This window comes from Nocardioides sp. NPDC087217 (assembly GCF_044744805.1).
Lineage (GTDB): Bacteria > Actinomycetota > Actinomycetes > Propionibacteriales > Nocardioidaceae > Nocardioides.
This window is the reverse complement of sequence record NZ_JBIUZB010000012.1, coordinates 71,276-88,410: the sequence shown is the minus strand read 5'-3', so window position 1 is coordinate 88,410 and position 17,135 is coordinate 71,276. Positions and strand designations below refer to the sequence as shown.

At 69.3% G+C, this 17,135-nt stretch carries 17 protein-coding genes and 1 pseudogene; 10 read left to right on the top strand and 8 right to left on the bottom strand.

What is annotated here, in order from left to right:
• Nucleotides 1–996: a PGN_0703 family putative restriction endonuclease gene (locus tag ACIO3S_RS28805; protein WP_400470174.1), complete on the top strand. Its 996-nt coding sequence runs from the start codon at nt 1–3 to the stop codon at nt 994–996.
• A gap of 60 nt (nt 997–1,056) precedes the next feature.
• Here the strand turns inward: ACIO3S_RS28805 and ACIO3S_RS28800 are convergent, their stop codons facing one another.
• Nucleotides 1,057–4,257, bottom strand: coding sequence for an ATP-binding protein (locus tag ACIO3S_RS28800; protein WP_400470125.1), 3,201 nt, complete (start codon nt 4,255–4,257; stop codon nt 1,057–1,059).
• A gap of 195 nt (nt 4,258–4,452) precedes the next feature.
• Between ACIO3S_RS28800 and ACIO3S_RS28795 the strand changes: the two genes are divergently transcribed.
• The 7 genes and pseudogenes from ACIO3S_RS28795 (at nt 4,453) to ACIO3S_RS28765 (ending at nt 11,906) form a co-directional block, all read left to right on the top strand.
• On the top strand, nt 4,453–5,706 hold the full coding sequence (locus tag ACIO3S_RS28795; protein WP_400470122.1) for an MFS transporter: 1,254 nt from the start codon (nt 4,453–4,455) through the stop codon (nt 5,704–5,706).
• Nucleotides 5,707–5,718: 12 nt separating this feature from the next.
• A complete protein-coding gene (locus ACIO3S_RS28790; RefSeq protein ID WP_400470119.1) occupies nt 5,719–6,060 on the top strand; it encodes a hypothetical protein in 342 nt (113 codons plus the stop codon).
• Nucleotides 6,057–7,211: pseudogene (locus ACIO3S_RS28785) on the top strand (ABC transporter permease); the annotation flags it as partial. The gene ACIO3S_RS28790 and the pseudogene ACIO3S_RS28785, both read left to right, overlap by 4 nt.
• A 52-nt stretch (nt 7,212–7,263) precedes the next feature.
• Nucleotides 7,264–8,046: an alpha/beta fold hydrolase gene (locus tag ACIO3S_RS28780; protein ID WP_400470116.1), complete on the top strand. Its 783-nt coding sequence runs from the start codon at nt 7,264–7,266 to the stop codon at nt 8,044–8,046.
• A 39-nt stretch (nt 8,047–8,085) separates the two neighbouring features.
• Complete coding sequence (locus ACIO3S_RS28775) at nt 8,086–8,949, top strand: alpha/beta fold hydrolase (protein ID WP_400470113.1); 864 nt, start codon at nt 8,086–8,088, stop codon at nt 8,947–8,949.
• A gap of 147 nt (nt 8,950–9,096) precedes the next feature.
• On the top strand, nt 9,097–10,440 hold the full coding sequence (locus ACIO3S_RS28770; RefSeq protein WP_400470110.1) for an MFS transporter: 1,344 nt from the start codon (nt 9,097–9,099) through the stop codon (nt 10,438–10,440).
• Nucleotides 10,437–11,906, top strand: a complete 1,470-nt coding sequence (locus tag ACIO3S_RS28765; protein ID WP_400470108.1) for a pyridoxal phosphate-dependent decarboxylase family protein — start codon at nt 10,437–10,439, stop codon at nt 11,904–11,906. The genes ACIO3S_RS28770 and ACIO3S_RS28765 overlap by 4 nt, the downstream gene beginning before the upstream one ends.
• Here ACIO3S_RS28765 and ACIO3S_RS28760 read toward each other — a convergent pair.
• The 5 genes from ACIO3S_RS28760 to ACIO3S_RS28740 all read right to left on the bottom strand — a co-directional run bounded on the left by ACIO3S_RS28760 (nt 11,887) and on the right by ACIO3S_RS28740 (nt 14,485).
• Nucleotides 11,887–12,186 carry a DUF3618 domain-containing protein gene (locus tag ACIO3S_RS28760; RefSeq protein ID WP_400470105.1) on the bottom strand — a complete coding sequence of 100 codons (300 nt, stop codon included), beginning with the start codon at nt 12,184–12,186 and terminating at the stop codon, nt 11,887–11,889. The genes ACIO3S_RS28765 and ACIO3S_RS28760 overlap by 20 nt on opposite strands.
• Nucleotides 12,183–12,608, bottom strand: a complete 426-nt coding sequence (locus ACIO3S_RS28755) for a phage holin family protein (RefSeq protein WP_400470102.1) — start codon at nt 12,606–12,608, stop codon at nt 12,183–12,185. Before ACIO3S_RS28755 ends, ACIO3S_RS28760 begins: the two co-directional genes overlap by 4 nt.
• Nucleotides 12,605–12,931, bottom strand: a complete 327-nt coding sequence (locus ACIO3S_RS28750; RefSeq protein ID WP_400470099.1) for a hypothetical protein — start codon at nt 12,929–12,931, stop codon at nt 12,605–12,607. Before ACIO3S_RS28750 ends, ACIO3S_RS28755 begins: the two co-directional genes overlap by 4 nt.
• A 64-nt stretch (nt 12,932–12,995) precedes the next feature.
• Nucleotides 12,996–13,631: a TetR/AcrR family transcriptional regulator gene (locus tag ACIO3S_RS28745; protein ID WP_400470096.1), complete on the bottom strand. Its 636-nt coding sequence runs from the start codon at nt 13,629–13,631 to the stop codon at nt 12,996–12,998.
• On the bottom strand, nt 13,631–14,485 hold the full coding sequence (locus ACIO3S_RS28740) for an esterase/lipase family protein (RefSeq protein WP_400470093.1): 855 nt from the start codon (nt 14,483–14,485) through the stop codon (nt 13,631–13,633). Before ACIO3S_RS28740 ends, ACIO3S_RS28745 begins: the two co-directional genes overlap by 1 nt.
• Before the next feature lie 79 nt (nt 14,486–14,564).
• Between ACIO3S_RS28740 and ACIO3S_RS28735 the strand changes: the two genes are divergently transcribed.
• Nucleotides 14,565–15,305, top strand: coding sequence for a succinate dehydrogenase cytochrome b subunit (locus ACIO3S_RS28735; protein ID WP_400470091.1), 741 nt, complete (start codon nt 14,565–14,567; stop codon nt 15,303–15,305).
• 26 nt (nt 15,306–15,331) lie between these two features.
• Nucleotides 15,332–16,099, top strand: a complete 768-nt coding sequence (locus ACIO3S_RS28730) for an NAD(P)H-binding protein (protein WP_400470088.1) — start codon at nt 15,332–15,334, stop codon at nt 16,097–16,099.
• 48 nt (nt 16,100–16,147) lie between these two features.
• Here ACIO3S_RS28730 and ACIO3S_RS28725 read toward each other — a convergent pair whose 3' ends face one another.
• Both ACIO3S_RS28725 and ACIO3S_RS28720 read right to left on the bottom strand, forming a co-directional pair.
• Nucleotides 16,148–16,714: a redoxin domain-containing protein gene (locus tag ACIO3S_RS28725; RefSeq protein WP_400470085.1), complete on the bottom strand. Its 567-nt coding sequence runs from the start codon at nt 16,712–16,714 to the stop codon at nt 16,148–16,150.
• A gap of 256 nt (nt 16,715–16,970) precedes the next feature.
• Entirely contained in the window at nt 16,971–17,126 is a 156-nt protein-coding gene (locus ACIO3S_RS28720) for a hypothetical protein (protein WP_400470082.1), read from the bottom strand.
• Between the last annotated feature and the right edge of the window lie 9 nt (nt 17,127–17,135).

The window sequence follows — 17,135 nt, the reverse complement described above, 5'->3', positions numbered from 1 at the left end:
ATGATGCCGTCGCACGATGACCTGAAGGACGCAGGCTGCTGGTTCGACGCCGACAAGGCGGGCGGGCAGATGATGACCGCGTTCAAGCGGGAGGCCCGATGGCGGCAGCACCGCTGGGCGGTCGATGAGCTCGGGATCGTCTCCTTCGGCACCCACGCGGGGAGGCGGACCTTCGACGAGACCCCGGTCGAGGACATCCCCAACGGCACCAAGCTCGGCGACGGCGACGCGGAGGCGGGCGCGAACTTCCTCACCCCGGAGATCCACCGGATCGCCCGGGCGCGGGTCGCGGAGAAGCAGGATCACCAGACCCTCGACGCGAAACGGCTCTACCGCGATCTGCTCTCGTCGATGCCGATGGCGTTCAACCTCTTCGGCGAGGCGTCCCTGCCGGAGAACCATGCCTCCCGACGCCGGCTCGCCGAGCTGTTCGGCGTGCCGGACGCCGAGCCCTCGGCGATCCTCTTCGAGTGGTCTCCGGGACGAGGCAGCGACCTCTACACCCGTGACCGCACCGCCTTCGACGTCGCGCTGGTGCTCGGGCGGCCGAACGCACCGCTGACCGTGGTCGGCGTCGAGACGAAGTACCACGAGCACTCCGCCAAGGACCCCAGGCCGCCCGCCGACAGACCGGACGCCGTCGCAAGGCACGAGGACCAGACCGAGTTCCTGATCGCTGTCGCGGAGGCGTCCGGCGTGTTCAGACCGGGCTGGCAGGACAAGGTCCTCGACACCGCGCTGCGCCAGATCTGGCGCGACCACCTGCTCGCGCTCTCGTTGCGGAACCACCCCGACCAGTGGACGCCCCAGACCCGCTACGTGCTGCTCCACCCGGCTCGGAACGTGAGCTTCACGCAGGCAGCTGCGGCGTACGCGGACCTTCTCGTCGACGGCGACACCTCGTTCTCGGCGCTCACGCTCGAGGAGACCGTGGACGCCGCGTTCGCCCACGGCGGACCGGTCAAGGAGGCATTCGTACGCCGCTACCTGTGGTGACGCCGGAGTGGATTCCAGCGTCTCCGGACGTCAGGGCCCCAGCCACGGCACCATTCCGGGTCACGAACTTCGAGCCAGCCCGAGGAAGTCGTCCGAGCGGTGGACGAACAGGTACGCCTGCTGCTCGATCGCTGTCGCTCGGGCCTGTCCTGCAGCCGCGTACACCGCGTTCTGAGGATCCCCGATGGCGAGCCTCAGCCTCGCGTGCATGAGCTGCACGAACGCAGCGGCGTAGCGTTGCCCGTACGTTTCGATGGACGCGTCAGCGCGTCCGAGAGCGTCTGCAGCCTCGTGAACCCGACCGTTCGCGAGGTACATCTCGCTGAGCAGCGCCAACCAGGTGGCCAGGCCCGACCGTGGAGGGTTGGCCAGGTTCGACTCGATGAGTGCCTCCGCCTGAGCCAGCGACTGATCGACGTTCCGGCCAGTGACGGCGTGGGCCCAGCATTCTCCTAGCCGCTGGTAGGCGCCAAGGAAGCGGAACGAGTACTCCGGATCTGCTGCGATGCCCCTCTCGGCAGCGCGAAGAGTCCATGACGGGTCAGCCATCAGCGCTGCGGCCGTGACCGCGAACGCGGACCACACAGTGACGTCGTAGGAGTGGTTGCCGGCATCGTTCTCGATTCGATCGAACATGACGCGGGCGTCATCGACCTTGCCGTGCAACGCGGTGTTGAGCGCAAGCATCGCCGGCGACAGCAGCTGCAAGTCATGCCGCAACTGGTCCTGATCGAGGGACTTCGCCCGTTCGGCGACGACAGCGTTCGACGCGCTGAGGTGTCGGTACGCCTCGCCGATGTTTCCGACGTCCCACTGATGAATCCCCCACGCGTGCCGGCCGTACGCCTGCACGACCGGATCCTCGGATCGTTCACTGTCCGCGAGGAGCCGATGAGCCAGCTGACCGCTGCGATCGAGCTGAATGGCTTGTGAGTGAGCGGCCCAGTGGGAGAAGAGGAAGTCGGCCGCTTCTCGCTCTCGGCCGAGTTCTCGGGCGGCCCGCTCGGCGCGCTCGAGCAGGTCGAGGGTGGCGTCTGCGCTTCCCATGTAGCCCGTCTGCATCCCGATGACCGCAACGAGCTCTGACAGCGCGGACAGCTCGAGCTCGAGCAGACCGGCCGATCGTGCGAGGCCGGCGGCCGCCTCGAGATGCGGGACCGCCGCGTCGAAGGCGGACTGGGCAACGGCTCTACGTCCGGCACGGACGATGGCGGTCGTTGTTCGAGTCGGGTCCGCGAGCGCGCCGGCCAGCCACAGATGGTGGGCAATTCGCTCGGTGACCGCGTCGTCGTCTCCGTGGGTCCCCTCCAACGCATCCGCGATCCGGAGGTGCAGCCGCTCGGCCGAGAGGAGCCGCGAGGTCGTCTGGTGCACCGACTCGCGAACCAGATCGTGCACGAAGCGTACGGAGAAAGGCCTGTCCTGATTCCGCTCCAGCAGGCCTTGGGAATCGGCGGTGGCGAGCAGCGCCAAGCAGGCGGACACCTCGACGTCGGCTGCGCGAGCAAGCAGGCGAAGATCCACCTCTCGCCCGACGAGCGCCGCGATCTCCACGATCCTCCTCGTCTCCTGGTCGAGGCCGGCGAGGCGGTCTCGTACGATGTCACGCACCGTGGACGGGACGCCGGTGCGCGCCAGAGCGTCCTCACCGGCCGCCGCATCGAGATCGCTGTCGGCCAGGAGACGAGCCAGCTCGCGCACGAAGAACGGGTTCCCCTCGGTGCGCGCCTGGATGCAGCGAGCGACGTAGGGACTCGGTGCCCGTCCGGTCTCGCGACGGACGAGCTCGCCCACCTCGGCCGGTTGGAGCGGGCCAATCTGGATGCGCTGGTGATGGGGCAGGCGTCCGACCGCCGCGAGCATTCCACTCAGTCCGTCGCCGGGAGCGGGAGCGCGATCACGCAGAAGGCCGGCAAGGACGACACCGTCCGGCTGCTGGGTCGCCACGTGTCTGAACAGCTGCAGTGACGCGACATCAGCCCATTGCAGATCGTCGATCACCAGCACGACCGGTCGATCGACGGAGGCTCTTCGGATGAGGTCGACGGTCTGCTCGAACAGACGGAACTGAGCGCCGCTGTCGGGCAGCACCGCGCCACCGAGAAGGTTGTCCGGGCGTGGGTCGAGGAGGCGTTCGATCTCGCCGCTGCCCAGCCCTGCACGAACGGGCTCCGGCTGGCTCGCCAGGAGGTCTGAGATGAGACGGCTCCATGGCCACAGCGCCGGCGTACCTTCGTGATTCAGGCATCGTCCCCACACGACGAGCGCTCCGCGGCGTTCGGCGTCGTCGGTGAACTCGACGAAGAGCGAGGTCTTGCCTGCCCCGGGTTCGCCTTCGGCCGTGATCAGGGCCGCGTTGCCCGCCGACGCCGACTCGAGCGACCGGGCCAGCAGCAGGCGTTCCTCGCCGCGGCCGATGAGCGGCGCACCCCCTCCTTGATCGCTCTGCTCATCGCTGCGCGTGCGAGCCTGTTGCAGGACCCGGATTCGGGCAGCCTGTAGCGCCTCGCTCGGGGCCACCCCGAGGTCGTCGGCCAGTCGAGCCCGAACGGTCTCGAAGACGGAGAGTGCCTCGGCCTGCTTGCCGGCGATCGCCAGGGCCGTCATGAGGCTGGCCTGAACCGGCTCGTGGAGCGGCGCCATCCACGCGGCCAGCCGCAGGGGCTGAACAATCTGTGTGGAAAGCCGCTGGGTGTGGGCCAGCTCCCCGACAGCGACGCAGGCGTCGAAGAACTCATCGTTGATGGCGGCGAACAGTGGTGAGGCGGTCGTGCTCAGGCCGAGGCCGTCGCCTGCAGGACCGTGCCAGAGCCCGAGTGCCTGGGCGTACTGCTCGAACGCCGCGTCGCGACGGCCCGAGGCAAGGTGGGTTCTCGCGCTGTCGACATGCGACCTGAACTCGATCAGGTCCACCGTGGCGGTTCGCCCGACGAAGGCGTACCCGCCACCTCTGCGGACGATGAAGCTCCCCGCCTCGCGCGCCGGAAGGTCGGGTTCGAGCATGCGGCGGATGGCCCCGATGTGCTTCTGGACGGTGTTGATGGCGGACATCGGGACGTTCTCGTCCCAGAGGAGGTCGACGAGCTCGGACATGCTCGTCGGTCGGCCCGCCCTCGCCAGGAGCAGCGCCAGCAGGTAGCCCTGCTGCGGCGGGCCGGTCTCGAGCTCGACACCATCGCGATACGCACGCAACGGGCCGAGAATCTGAAGGCGCACGGCGCTGCCCGGATCCGATCTCTCGGTGTTCGAGGAATGCTCCATCGTGAGTCCTAAGGGCGCGCCGGCGAACGGCCCACACCCCGAAAACCGGGCCTCGTCATCAGCCTAGGCGTACGCCGACCGGGGCGCATACGTCTGCGACGAACCGGAATCCACGAAATCTCCACGGATCATCCAGTGGCACTTCGTAGGTTCCAACTGACCGAGGGTTCGCCGGCACAGGAAGAGGACAAGACGATGCACGAACAGGCCTACACCGCGCAGTGCCGAGCCGAGGAGAAGCGGCATCCCGCACAGGCCCCGAATCAGCGCGACGCGCTCATCCTGTTCGCCCTGGCACTCGGCACCTTCGCGATCGGATCCGGCGAGTTCGGAAGCAACGGCATCGTCCAGCTCTTCGCGGCTGATCTCGGCGTATCGGTACCGACAGCGACGAACGCGATCACCGCGTATGCCCTTGGCGTGGTCATCGGATCGCCGGCGCTCACCATCGCGGCGGCCAGACTCAATCGACGCTCGCTTCTCCTCGCCCTGGTCATGCTTTTCATCGTCGGCAACCTGCTGTCCGCCGCCGCGTCCGACCTCGGAGTTCTCATCCTGGCCCGCTTCATCACCGGCACCGTCCAGGGTGCCTTCTTCGGCGCCGGCGCGGTGGTCGCCGCGTACGCGTACGGCCCGGGCAAGAGCGGCAAGGCATTCGCGACGGTGATGGCGGGCCTGACCGTCGCGACGATCTTCGGCTCTCCTCTGGGCACCTTCATCGGGCAACAGGTCGGGTGGCAGGCGCTCTACCTCGTCGTCTCGGTGGTCGGCTTGCTGGCCGGGATCGCCATCTGGGTCTTCGTTCCCCGGACCAGCGCCCTCGCCGGCGGATCGGTCAGACAGGAGCTCGGCGCCTTGAGGCGGCCCATGGTGTGGGTGACGATGGCCATCGCCGCGCTCGGTATCTCGAGCATCTTCGCCGTCTACACCTTCATCGGCCCGTACATCACCGACGCTGTCGCGGCCGACGAGTCCTGGATCCCTGTCGCGTTGGCGGTCTTCGGGGTCGGTATGGCCCTGGGGAACTGGATCGGTGGCCGCCTTGCCGACCAGTACGAGTACCGAGGGCTGATCCTGGGCTATGCCGTCGTGCTGGTCTTCCTGGCCGTCATCGCGGTCGGAGGCGAGAACCTTGCCGTCCTGCTGCCCTGTCTGCTCGGAGTCGGTGCCTCGACGATGATGGCGATCCCGACCATCCAGGTCCTTCTGACACGGTACGCACCCGAGGCGCCCACCCTGATGGGGGCCGTGAACCTCGCCTCGCTCAACCTCGCCAACGCGCTCGGCGCGGTCGGCGGTGCCCTCGTCCTCGACGCCGGATGGGGTGCTCTCTCGACCGCATGGGCCGGTCTGGCGCTCACCGCGTCCGGGCTCCTGCTCTTCGCGGTCACCGTGCCCCGCGTGTCCCCTCCGCAGCCACTGGCCGCCACGCTGTCCGCAGTGGCCTGAGAGTCCACCGACATGCTGTCGTACCGCTCCGAAGCCTCGTTCCTGTCCATCTGCTCCCAGGGCTCCATCCTGTCCGTCGGCAGCATCGGTTCGATCGCCTCGGTGGGATCCATCGGCGCCGTCCTCTCCGTCGGCTCGATCGGATCCTGGATGTCGGCGATGTCTATGCTGAGCTCGCAGAGCAACTGCTCCGTCCTCAGCCACCAGAGCAACTGCTCGATCCTCAGCTCGCAGAGCAACTGCTCCATCCTCAGCCGTCGATCCACCCGGGCCATCCTCGACCGGGTCTTCCGGCGACACCTGCCCGAGCCGAACGACCAGGCGACCGCCTCACCGGCTGAGGACAGATCATGAAGGCGTACCGCCCGCTTGCCGCACGACGCACCTGGTTGACGCCCATCCTCCTCATCGTCGGCTTGGCCGCGATCCTGCCGGCCGTCTACCTGGCCGGCACGGTCGACCCTCAAGGACACCTCAGCAACCTGCCTGTCGGGCTCGTCGTCGAGCGCCAGATCGGCGATGCAGATCATGGCGCGGCAGAGAGCGTCGCCACGGCGATCGAGCACGGCACGGGTGCGGCACTCGCCGTCACCCGGATGAGCCGCGACGAGCTGTCTGTCGCCATGCAGGAGGACCAGGTCGCCGGTGCCGTGGTGATACCTGCGGACTTCGACGACTCGATCAGGAGCCTGCGACCCGGTGCCGACAGCACCACCGTCCCCACCGTCACGATCCTCACCAACGCCGGAGACGGCGGTCTCAGCAACGGCCTGCTGCTCGGCAACCTCACGCCGGTTCTCCACGGCGCCGCAGACTCACTCGGCGACCAGCTGCTTCACAGCGATGCGTCCACAGCCCTACCTCCGGCGAACGTCGCGCTGCTGTCCCAGCCCTTCGACATCGTCTCGCGCCCCTACGATCCGCTTCCGGACAACGCCGGGATGGGAACCAGCGCCTTCTACTATTCGCTGATCCTCGTCCTCCTGGGATTCATCGGCGCCTCGCTGGTCGGCCCGCTCGTCGACTCCGCCCTCGGGTTCATCCCCAGCGAGATCGGCCCCCTCGTCGCGCGCCGGCCCTACACCGCCCTCTCCCGCCGGAGCACGTTCCTCGGCAAGGTCGCGATCGTCGTGGCTGCGGCGCCGATCGCCGCCGCCATCGTCCAGGTCGTCGCCGCCCTGCTGGGCGTCACCGCGGCCGACTCGATCACGCTCTGGCTCTACTCGACGGCTGTCATCGCCGCGATCGGCACCAGCGCTCTCGCGGTGTTCGCAGCCCTCGGCCCCGGAGTCGGCGCACTCATGAACACCCTCTTCTTCGTGGCGCTCGCGATGGTGTCCTCCGGCGGGACCGTGCCTCTCGAAGCCACTCCACCCTTCGTCGGCTGGTTCTCCGAGATCTCCCCGTTCAGGCACATCATCGACGGCACCCGCTCGCTGTTCTACTTCGACGGCAACCTGGCGGCCGGCCTCCGCAGCGCCTGGATCAGCGTCGTGCTCGGTGGCGCGCTCGGTCTCCTCCTGGGACTCGGCGTGACCTCGGCGTACGAACGGGTCCATGCCTTCAGCAGGCATCCTCGCGACCCGAACTCGCCCTCGCGACGGGACATCGACCTCTCACCCATTCCGACATCAAGGAGAACCGATGAACAGCAGCAACCCGACCGTCGTCCTCGTCCACGGAGCGTTCGTGGACGGATCCGGATGGCAGCCGATCCACGACATCCTCACCGACGCCGGTCTCGATGTCGCGGTCACCCAACATCCGACGCGGTCTCTCGCCGAGGACGTGACCGAGGTGCATCAGGTCATCGAGGCCCAGGACGGACTCGTGCTGCTCGTGGGGCACTCGTACGGCGGCGTCGTGATCACCGAGGCAGGAACCCACCCGCAGGTCGCCGGCCTCGTCTACGTCGCGGCGTTCGCGCCCGACGCGGGCGAGTCCGTCGCGTCCATGCTCGCCGAGCCCGACCCGAACACACCGGCCCCGCCGATCGTCCCCCGCAAGGACAGTTCGCTCGTCGTCGATCGTGACCACTTCCACGACGCGTTCGCCGCCGACCTGCCGGCCGGCCAGGCCCGGTTCATGGCCGACTCCCAGATCCCCTGGGGTGGAGCGGCCCTCAGCACCGCCGTCACCGAACCGGCGTGGCAGTCCAAGCCCAGCTGGTACGTCATCGCCACCGATGACCGGATGATCCCGCCCGCTGCCCAGGAAGGCATGGCCGCACGGGCCGGTGCGTCCGTCGAGACGGTCGCCGCCAGCCACTCCGTCTACGTCTCGCAGCCCGAAGCGGTCGCCGACCTCATCAAGCGCGCCGCCAAGGCGATCGACCTGTAGGCAGCGGGCATCACCCGAAGACCGAAAGGAACACCCGACATGAAGTTCACCCTCCGCCACAGTCGCGCCCTCGCTGCGACACTCGTGGCCATCCTCGTCACGGGCTCGATGCTCGCGACGACAGGCAGCGGCGCCTCGGCGACCGGACGCACCCCCGACACGACAAGCCAGCATGGTTCGACCGTGGGTGCCAAGCCCACGATCGTCATGGTCCACGGTGCGTGGGCCGACGCGTCGGGTTGGCAGCAGGAGGTCGGGGAGCTCACTGACAAGGGCTACCCGGTCATCGCGCCGGCGAACCCGCTGCGCGGACTCTCCTCCGACGCGGCGTACCTGCGCAGCATCCTCGAGACGATCCCGGGCCCCGTCGTCCTCGTCGGCCACTCCTACGGCGGCGCCGTCATGACCAACGCGGCAACCGACCTCCCGAACGTCAAGGCCCTCGTCTACGTCGCGGCCTTCGCGCCCGACGCCCACGAACCGGTCGCCCAGCTCGTCCAGCAGTTTCCTGGCACCCTGGTCACCGAGGATGCACTCGACGCCCGTCCCTACCCGCTACCCGACGGCACATCTGGCGTCGACCTCTACCTGAAGGCAAGCATCTTCCGTGACGCCTTCGCGGGCGACCTCCCGCGCAGCACCACCACGGTGATGCACGCCTCCCAGCGTCCGTTCTCGCTCGCAGCGTTCACCGAACCGTCCGGGGAACCCGCATGGAAGACCGTTCCTTCCTGGTACCTCCTGGCGACCGCAGACAAGACCATCCCGCCCGCCGCGCAGGAGTTCATGGCAAAGCGGGCAGGCGCCAAGATCGTGAGGGTGAGGTCGTCGCACGTGGCGCTCCAGTCGCACCCTCGCGAGACCCTCGCCCTCATCGAGAACGCGATTCGCTCGATCCGCTGACCGATTCCTCCCATGTCGGCTCCTCCGGCCAGCGCCGGGCGAGCCGACTGGTCTGCTCGACCTCCGGACGACGTCGTCAGCTCCCCCGCCAGAGCGAATTGTTGCGTTCGCAGGCGCCGGGGGCCCGACCACGGCACTATGTCGGGCATGCCCGCCAGCCCGACCCTCCCGCTCGGCGTACGGATCGGCTACGGCTCCGGCTCGGTGGCGACCGGCACGTTCGGCACCATCCCGGGCCTGATGCTGCTCCCCTACCTGACCGACAGCCTCGGCATCGCCGCGCTGGCCGCGGGTTTCATCGTGTTCGCGCCGAAGGCGTGGGATGTCGTGCTGAACCCGATCGCGGGCCGGGTCAGCGACCGGACGGTGGATCCACGGGGCCCGCGGCGGCCGTGGCTGCGCCGGGCCGGGATCGCGCTGGCGGTGACGTTCGCTCTGCTGTTCGCGGCGCCGTCGATGGCGACCGGGCTCGAGGCGCTGTGGGTGCTGATCCTGTTCCTGGCCTGCGCGACGGCGTACGCGTTCTTCCAGGTGCCGTATGTCGCCATGCCCGCCGAGCTGACCGAGTCCTATGACGAGCGCACCCGGCTGATGACCTGGCGGGTCGCGATCCTGGCGCTCACCATCCTGCTCGCCGGCGCGACCGCGCCGATGATCCGGGACGCCGTCGGTGGCCGCGACGGCTACCGGGTGATGGGCGTGGTGATGGCGGTGCTCATCCTGGCCGGAGTCTTCAGTGCGTACGTCGGCACCCGCCGGGCGCCCGTCCACACGGTCCAGCCGGGGCCGGGCAGCCTGCGCGACCAGCTGAAGATCGTCGCGGCGGCGCCCGACTTCCGCCGGCTGCTCATCACATTCGTGATCCAGGCGGTCGCGTTCGGGGCGATGCTGGCCGGCGTCGACTACCTCGCCGGCGACGTGATCGGCCGCGACGGCGCGGCGACGATCCTGTTCGTCTGCTTCGTCGGCCCCGCGCTGCTGCTCACCCCCGCGTGGGCCGCGCTCGGCGCCAGGATCGGCAAGAAGAACGGGTACGTCGCCGCCTCGGTCGTCCTCGCCGCCGGTGCGCTGCTCGCCGCGACCGCGCAGACCGCACCGGTGGCCCTGGTCTACGTCGCGGTGGTGCTCGTCGGGACCGGGTACGCCGGCTGCCAGGTGTTCCCGATGGCGATGCTTCCCGACGCGGCCGCCGTCGACGCCCGGCGCAGCGGGTCGAGCCGGATCGGCGTCTACACCGGCGTCTGGACCGCCGGCGAGACCCTCGGGCTCGCGCTCGGGCCCGGCGTCTACGCCGCGGTGCTCGCGCTTGGCGGCTACCGCTCCTCGACCGGGAGCGATATCGCCCAGCCGGACTCGGCACTGACCGCGATCACTCTCGGTTTCTCGGTCCTGCCGGCCTGCCTGGCTCTCCTCAGCCTGCTCTGGCTGCGCCGCTACTCGCTCACCGCCGACGACGTCGACGGCGACAAGGATGGGACCGTGACCGTATGACCGACGCTCTGACCCAGCTCCGCGAGATGCAGTCCGCCGACCTGCCGGTGCACGGTGGCCGCACGCTGGCCTACGTCTACGACTCCGGCCTGCCCGACATCGACCGGATCGGCCGCGACGCGGTCGCGGCCTACGCCGGCTCGAACGGCCTGGACCCGACGGCCTTCCCGAGCCTGCTCCGGATGGAGACCGAGGTGGTCGGCACGGCCGCCGACCTCCTCGACGCTCCCGAGACCGTGGTCGGCACGGTCACCTCCGGTGGCACCGAGTCGGTGCTGCTCGCGGTGCAGGCCGCGCGCGACGCCCATCCGGGGATCGAGCGGCCGCGGATGGTGCTGCCGTCGACGGCGCACGCGGCCTTCCACAAGGCGGCGCACTACTTCGGGGTCGAGCCGGTGCTGGTGCCGGTAGGGCCCGACTTCCGGGCGGATCCGGCCGCGATGGCCGCGGCGATGGACGAGCGCACCGTCCTGGTCGTCGCCTCGGCGCCGTCCTACGCGCACGGGGTCATCGACCCGGTCACCGCGATCGCGGCCGCCGCGGCCGAACGCGGGATCCGCTGCCACGTCGACGCGTGCATCGGTGGCTGGGTGCTGCCCTATGCGACGCGGCTGGGGCGGGACGTACCGGCCTGGACGTTCGCGGTCGAGGGCGTCACCTCGATCTCGGTCGATCTGCACAAGTACGCCTACGCCCCCAAGGGCACCTCGGTGCTGCTGCACCGCACCCCGGAGCTGAGGCGGCCGCAGTTCTTCGCCTCGGCCGCCTGGCCGGGCTACACCATGCTCAACTCCACGATGCAGTCGACGAAGTCGGGCGGACCGCTGGCCGGTGCCTGGGCGGTGCTGTGTTCGTTGGGCGATGAGGGGTACGAGCGGCTCGCCCGTGACGTCTTCGAGGCGGTGGACCGGATCCGCGACGGGGTCGGCGAGATGCCCGAGCTCGCCGTGGTCAGCACCCCCGACTCGACGCTTCTCGCGCTCACCACCGACGGCAGCTGCGACCCGTTCACGGTCTGCGACGAGATGGCGGCGCGTGGCTGGTACGTCCAGCCACAGATGTCCTTCGCCGGCTCCCCCGCCACGATCCACCTGTCGGTTAGCGCGGCGACGCTCCCCCACGTACCGGAGCTTCTCGCCGCTCTCGGCGAGGCGGTCGAGGCCGCCGTGGCGGCAGGCCCGGTCACCGTCGACCCGGCCGTCGCCACGTTCATCGGCGACCTCGACCCGTTCTCCTTGTCCGAGGAGGACTTCGACGGCCTGCTGCTCGCCGCCGGGCTCGTCGGCGCCGCGGGCGCAGAGAGCGAAGAGCGCGACCCTTCGACAAGCTCAGGACACCGCCTCGCGCTGCCGCAGCGGATGGCCGAGGTCAACGCGATGCTCGACCTGGCCTCCGCCGCGATGCGCGAGGCGCTGCTCGTCGCCTTTCTCGACCGGCTGACCCGGCCTACTCGGCGGAGTCGCTGAGCCGGCGGCGCTTCCTCCGGGCCAGCATCAGGATCAGGCTGAGCACGATCGCGGCGACGATGCCGCTCCGGATCTGTACGTCCCGAGACCTGGCAGCCACCTGCGCACGCTGCTTGACCTCGTGAGCCTTCTCCTTCCCCCGCGTCTTCACGTCCAGCCGGGCGGCGAGCTCGTCGAGGGTGTCGGCCATCTCGTGCCGGGTGGTGTCCAGCTCGGCCTCGACCGCGGCGATGCTGTCGTCGCCGGCCTCGGCGGGCCGGCGCACATGGTCCTGCGTCATGACGTACTCCTCGGGGTGTGCTCCTCGGCGTGACGGTGCTTGACGGTCTCCACGTCACGCCTGAGGTTCTCGGTGGCGCGTTCGGGCTTCATCGGGGTCCCCTCCGAGACCTGCTTCTTCCCGAACAGGGCGATGCCGCCGGCGATGATCAGGAGTACGACTCCGACCAGCACCGCGGCCAGCCAGGCGTCCATGACCAGCGCGAGGGCGAGGATCGCCGCGGCGATCAGGACCCCGACACCGTAGAGAGCCACCAGGCCGGCGGCGCCGAACGCCCCGGCCCCCTTGCCGGTGTGCTTGGCCTTCTCGGTCAGCTCGAGGCGGGCGAGCTCGAGCTCGCCTCGCATGAGGCTGGACATCTCCGTGGAGAGTCGCGAGACCAGCTCACCCATCGACGCGTCGGTCTGATGATGAAGCGTCACGACTCCCACCCCCGCGGCATGTCGGTCACCGGGTCCGTCGAGGTGGTGTGGGGACGCGGGGTGCTCGGCGTCGTCTGGGGAGTCGGGGTGGATGCCGACGGCGACGTGGAGTCGCCGGGCAACTTGTCCCGGACGGTGTGCTTGGCCATGTCGGCCTTCTCCTCGGCCACGATCCGAGCGCGGTGCGCCTTCTCCTGGACACGCGGATCGTGCCAGAGGTCCTGTGCCTTGGCCACCATCGCGTCGTACCGCTCACGTCCAGCGCGAGCGCCGAGGACGTAGCCGATACCGAAGGCAGCCAGCAATCCTGGTTTCTTGAACATGTTGTTCCTCCTCATCGCTGTACACCTCGTCGGTACCCAGGTGGCGAGGAGATACGCGGGCGACCTAGGTCGGAGGGTCCGCGGTGAGCAGGACGAGCGCGAGGTCGGCCAGCTGGGTCTCGAGCGCCTCGCGGCTCGAGCGCGGCTGATGCAGCGCCCAGTCGTAGACGATCGCGGTCACCGCGCCCACCAGAGCCAGCGCGGCGAAGCGCCAGTCACGATCGCGGATCTCGCCCCGGCCCACGGAGGCGGTGCACTCGGTGCCCACGATCTCGACCAGAGTCTCGCGGTAGTCGAGCCGAAGCTTCTCGATACGCGGGCTCGCGCCCATGATCTCCACGAACGCGATCCGGGCGACGCGCGGGTCCTTGAGCATCGGGTCGAGATAGGCCAGCACCGCTGCCGGCACCCGCTCGGAGATCGGCTCACCGGCGGTCGCCGTCAACGACGCGGCGACTCGGGCGTAGGAGTCGGCGGTGATCCGGTCGTAGAGGTCGACGAAGAGATCCTCCTTGCCGGGATAGATCTCGTAGAAGTGCCGGGTCGACACCTTCGAGGCAGCACAGACCCCCGGGATCGTGGTCGCCGCGTAACCCTGGGTGCCGATGATCTCCTTGGCGGTCTCCAGCAGCCGCTGGCGGCGCTGGGCGTCACGCTCCTCGCGGGTCAGCCCGCCGTACGAACGGCCCTCCTGCGCCATCAGCCGGGCGACCCGACCGAGCAGACGAAGGGGGCGGCATCGGCCGGGTCGAGCGCGTTCTTCACCATGTGCCACACGTTGGTGTCATAGGCCTCGCCGATGTGGCCGACCGGGTCGTGCGGGCAGACGTCCTGCACGTAGGTGTTGGTGACGCCCGGCTCGCGCACGAACGCGGTCTCGGTGGGCGTGACGAGCTCGTCGTACCTCGACTGGATGATCGTGTACGTCACGCCGGGCTGCGCGATCGGACCGCTCGTCAGCGTGCGTACGGCACTGCCGTCGGTGACCAGCTGGGTGCAGGCGATGCAGCCGAAGGTGGTGAGGACCTGTCCGGCCAGCTCGTCCGCGCCCAGGGCCATGCCGAGCCGGTAGAGACCGGCGAACGTTGTCCCGTGGGTCGGCGGCGCGATGGCGACGACCTTGTCGATCCAGTCGGAGATCCCCTGCGTCTTGGTGACGTAGAGCGTCTGGAAGCCTCCCTCGGAGTGGCCGACCAGATCGGCCTTCGCGGCGCCGGTCTGCGCCAGCACCCCCTTGACGAATGTCTTGATCTGAGCCGCCGACCTGGCGATGTCACCGACGCCGCCGACGAACGGACCGTAGGCACCGGTGCCGTAGGTCAGGCTGTAGGTGCAGTAGCCCTGCGCCGCCACGTCGGCCTGGAGGAAGTTGAGGTCCTCGTCCTTGTTGGCTCCCAGGCCGTGCAGGAAGACGACCGGGTTGGGGTGGTCGGCCGATGGCCGGCAGGAGGCGTCGTTGACGCCTCCCGCGGCCTGCGCCGGTGGGGCGATCAGCAGGGTCGAGGCCGCGAGCAGCACCACGACGGCACGGATGACAGCAGAACGCTTGACCATGACAGACCACTTCTCTCCAGGCGGACCGGACAAGCCGACCCTAAGCCGACCCAGCGAATTTGACAATGCTCATTTTCAGATGGATCGGGTGTCACAGACGGCGACCCTGCCCGGTCGACTGAGTGTGCACACTTCGACATCGCGACGCCGGGCCTGGTCGTCGACCATCACGCTGAAGCTCGTCATGGCCATCAGCGGCCTGATGTTCATCGCGTTCGTGCTCGGCCACGTCTACGGCAACCTGAAGGCGTTCAGCGGCCACGATGCGTACAACGAGTACGCCGAGCACCTGCGCACGCTGGGCGAGCCGATCTTTCCTCGCTCAGGGCTGCTCTGGATCATGCGCGTCGGGCTGATCGCCGCGCTGGTGGCGCATGTCTCCAGCGCGATCGTCCTCGCCCGACGCGCGCGACGCGCGAGGGGCCGCTACGCCGCCCGGCCGCCGCGGCGTGCCTCCTCGCTCGCCTCGCGCACGATGCTCACCGGCGGCCTGGGGCTCTTCCTCTTCCTCGGGTGGCACCTGGTCAACTTCACGATCGGCAAGGTCAACGTACGCGGCGGCCCGACGAACGACCCGTTCAACCTGGTGGTCGACACGTTCAGCGTCTGGTGGTCCACCGCCCTCTACCTCGCCGCGATGCTCGTCCTCGGGATGCACCTGTGGCACGGCACCTGGAGCTCCCTGCAGACCCTCGGCTGGACATTGACCGCCAAGCGGCGTCAGGCAGCGAAGGCGACCGCCATGGCCGTCGCCGTCCTCGTCGCCGGCGGCTTCTCGCTCTCCCCCATCGCCATCCAGCTCGGCCTCATCGGGCCGTGAACGTCCCACCAGCAAGGAGAACCATCATGCGTATCGCCATCGCCGGAGTCAGCGGTCTCGTCGGATCGGCACTGGCCAAGGCCGCCCAGGCGGCCGGTCACGAGGTCGTCGGCCTGTCCAAGGAGTCCGGCACCGACGTACTCCAGCCGGCCGGGCTCGCCGACGCGCTGGCCGGCGCCGAGGCGCTCGTCGACGTCGTACAGAGCCCGTCGCTCGACGAAGACGGCGCCACCGCCTTCTTCACCGCGGCCGCCACTAACCTCGGCACGGCAGCCCACGAGGCGGGAGTACGTCGTACCGTCGTCCTCTCGATCATCGGCGTCGACAAGATCGCCGAGTCCGAGACCGAGGCGGGCACCGGCTTCGACGGCTACTACCGCGCCAAGTACGCCCAGGAGCTGGCCTCCGTCGCACATGCACCCGGTCCGCACGTGGTCCGGTCCGCGCAGTTCCACGACATCGCCCGCCAGGCGATCGGCTGGGGCCGCGACGGCGACCGCACCACCGTGCCGGACCTGGTCACGCAGCCCGTCGCCGTCGACGCGATGGTCGAGGTGCTCCTCGCCGTGGCCACCGGCGAGATCGAGGATGACCTCGTCGAGGTCGCCGGTCCTCGCCAGGAGACTCTTGCCCGCCTGTCGGCCTCCTACGCCGAGCGCGCAGGCGACCCGGTGACCGTGTTCGGCGCACCTGTCGGCGAGCTGGTGCGCGACGGGGTGCTGCTGCCCGGCGAGGGCGGGCGCCTGGTCGGGCCGAGCTTCGATGAGTGGCTCGAGGCCACGGTCAGCGCCTGAGGCGCAGCCCAGTGAATGCTGGGCCGCGCCTCACGGTATCTCCGCGGCTCACTTGCTCCATCCGTAGAAGGGCGACCGGTCGCCGGCGTCCCAGCGCTCCCGCAGGCCGGGGGCCGTGAGGTCCCAGTCGGGACGGATCTCACGCGTCACCTCTCGCAGGTCGTGCCAGAGGTCGGTTGTCGACGGACGCCCCCAGAACCAGTAGCCGTTGTAGACCGAGTGCACCACGAGCCCGGGCTTGAGCACGAGAGTGTGCGGAATCATCGGGTCGTCGGTCGGGTCGGTGTACTCCTGGATGCCGAGCTCGCGCTGCACGGTCCGGTGCGGGTCGGACAGGAACGGCCATTGGGCGCCCACGGCGTCATGGAACTCCTGGGTGCCGCGGGGCCGGTCGGTGGTGATGGTCGCAACCTTCGCGTACGCGACGGCGATCTTCGGATAGAACGCCGCCAGGTCGAGGTGCTGCTGGTGTTCCTTGGGGCAATACGAACCCCGGGCGAGGGTGAGGATCATCGGGTCGTCGCCCTGGATCTCACTCAGCCGCCGGCGGACGCCGGTGTGGTCGGGCAGCTCGTAGTCCGGAAACGTGCCACCGGGTGTCAGGGCGGGGTGCATGTGTCTCCTCCGTTGGGTTTGGTCATCTACTCGACCGAGTACGCCCCGTCCCCGTGACGTCACATCGGCGGGGTGTGTCCGGTCGATTCGGGTGGCAGGCGGAGGTCGAGTCGCGGGTAAGGACGGGAATCACCGGGTTTCACCGGGGCGGTGCGCCGCCAGGCCGGAAGCAGAGAGCGACTGGACCCGTTCGTCACCTCCGCCTGCCTGCCGCTGTCACGCAGCGCCTTGCCGCGTGGTCGGTGGTGCGTCGCAGTCACGCCCGGGCGAGCCGCTCGACCGGCAGCAGGAACCAGTGACCCAGCAGGCAGCTGATCCGGGCATGCTCGATCGGACCGTCGGTGCTCTCGACCACGGCGCGCCACACCACGTCAGCCGGATGACCGCACTCGGGGCAGGTCGTCACGTCCATGGGACCATC

Excerpts from the sequence above, each read along its gene's own strand:
- ACIO3S_RS28745 (WP_400470096.1), bottom strand. The coding sequence starts at position 13,631 with ATGGCGCAGGAGGGCCGTTCGTACGGCGGGCTGACCCGCGAGGAGCGT.
- ACIO3S_RS28720 (WP_400470082.1), bottom strand. The coding sequence starts at position 17,126 with ATGGACGTGACGACCTGCCCCGAGTGCGGTCATCCGGCTGACGTGGTG.
- ACIO3S_RS28795 (WP_400470122.1), top strand. The coding sequence starts at position 4,453 with ATGCACGAACAGGCCTACACCGCGCAGTGCCGAGCCGAGGAGAAGCGG.
- ACIO3S_RS28725 (WP_400470085.1), bottom strand. The coding sequence starts at position 16,714 with ATGCACCCCGCCCTGACACCCGGTGGCACGTTTCCGGACTACGAGCTG.
- ACIO3S_RS28735 (WP_400470091.1), top strand. The coding sequence starts at position 14,565 with ATGGATCGGGTGTCACAGACGGCGACCCTGCCCGGTCGACTGAGTGTG.
- ACIO3S_RS28760 (WP_400470105.1), bottom strand. The coding sequence starts at position 12,186 with ATGACGCAGGACCATGTGCGCCGGCCCGCCGAGGCCGGCGACGACAGC.
- ACIO3S_RS28780 (WP_400470116.1), top strand. The coding sequence starts at position 7,264 with ATGCCTTCAGCAGGCATCCTCGCGACCCGAACTCGCCCTCGCGACGGG.
- ACIO3S_RS28740 (WP_400470093.1), bottom strand. The coding sequence starts at position 14,485 with ATGGTCAAGCGTTCTGCTGTCATCCGTGCCGTCGTGGTGCTGCTCGCG.
- ACIO3S_RS28800 (WP_400470125.1), bottom strand. The coding sequence starts at position 4,257 with ATGGAGCATTCCTCGAACACCGAGAGATCGGATCCGGGCAGCGCCGTG.
- ACIO3S_RS28805 (WP_400470174.1), top strand. The coding sequence starts at position 1 with ATGATGCCGTCGCACGATGACCTGAAGGACGCAGGCTGCTGGTTCGAC.
- ACIO3S_RS28770 (WP_400470110.1), top strand. The coding sequence starts at position 9,097 with ATGCCCGCCAGCCCGACCCTCCCGCTCGGCGTACGGATCGGCTACGGC.
- ACIO3S_RS28765 (WP_400470108.1), top strand. The coding sequence starts at position 10,437 with ATGACCGACGCTCTGACCCAGCTCCGCGAGATGCAGTCCGCCGACCTG.
- ACIO3S_RS28775 (WP_400470113.1), top strand. The coding sequence starts at position 8,086 with ATGAAGTTCACCCTCCGCCACAGTCGCGCCCTCGCTGCGACACTCGTG.
- ACIO3S_RS28750 (WP_400470099.1), bottom strand. The coding sequence starts at position 12,931 with ATGTTCAAGAAACCAGGATTGCTGGCTGCCTTCGGTATCGGCTACGTC.
- ACIO3S_RS28790 (WP_400470119.1), top strand. The coding sequence starts at position 5,719 with ATGCTGTCGTACCGCTCCGAAGCCTCGTTCCTGTCCATCTGCTCCCAG.
- ACIO3S_RS28730 (WP_400470088.1), top strand. The coding sequence starts at position 15,332 with ATGCGTATCGCCATCGCCGGAGTCAGCGGTCTCGTCGGATCGGCACTG.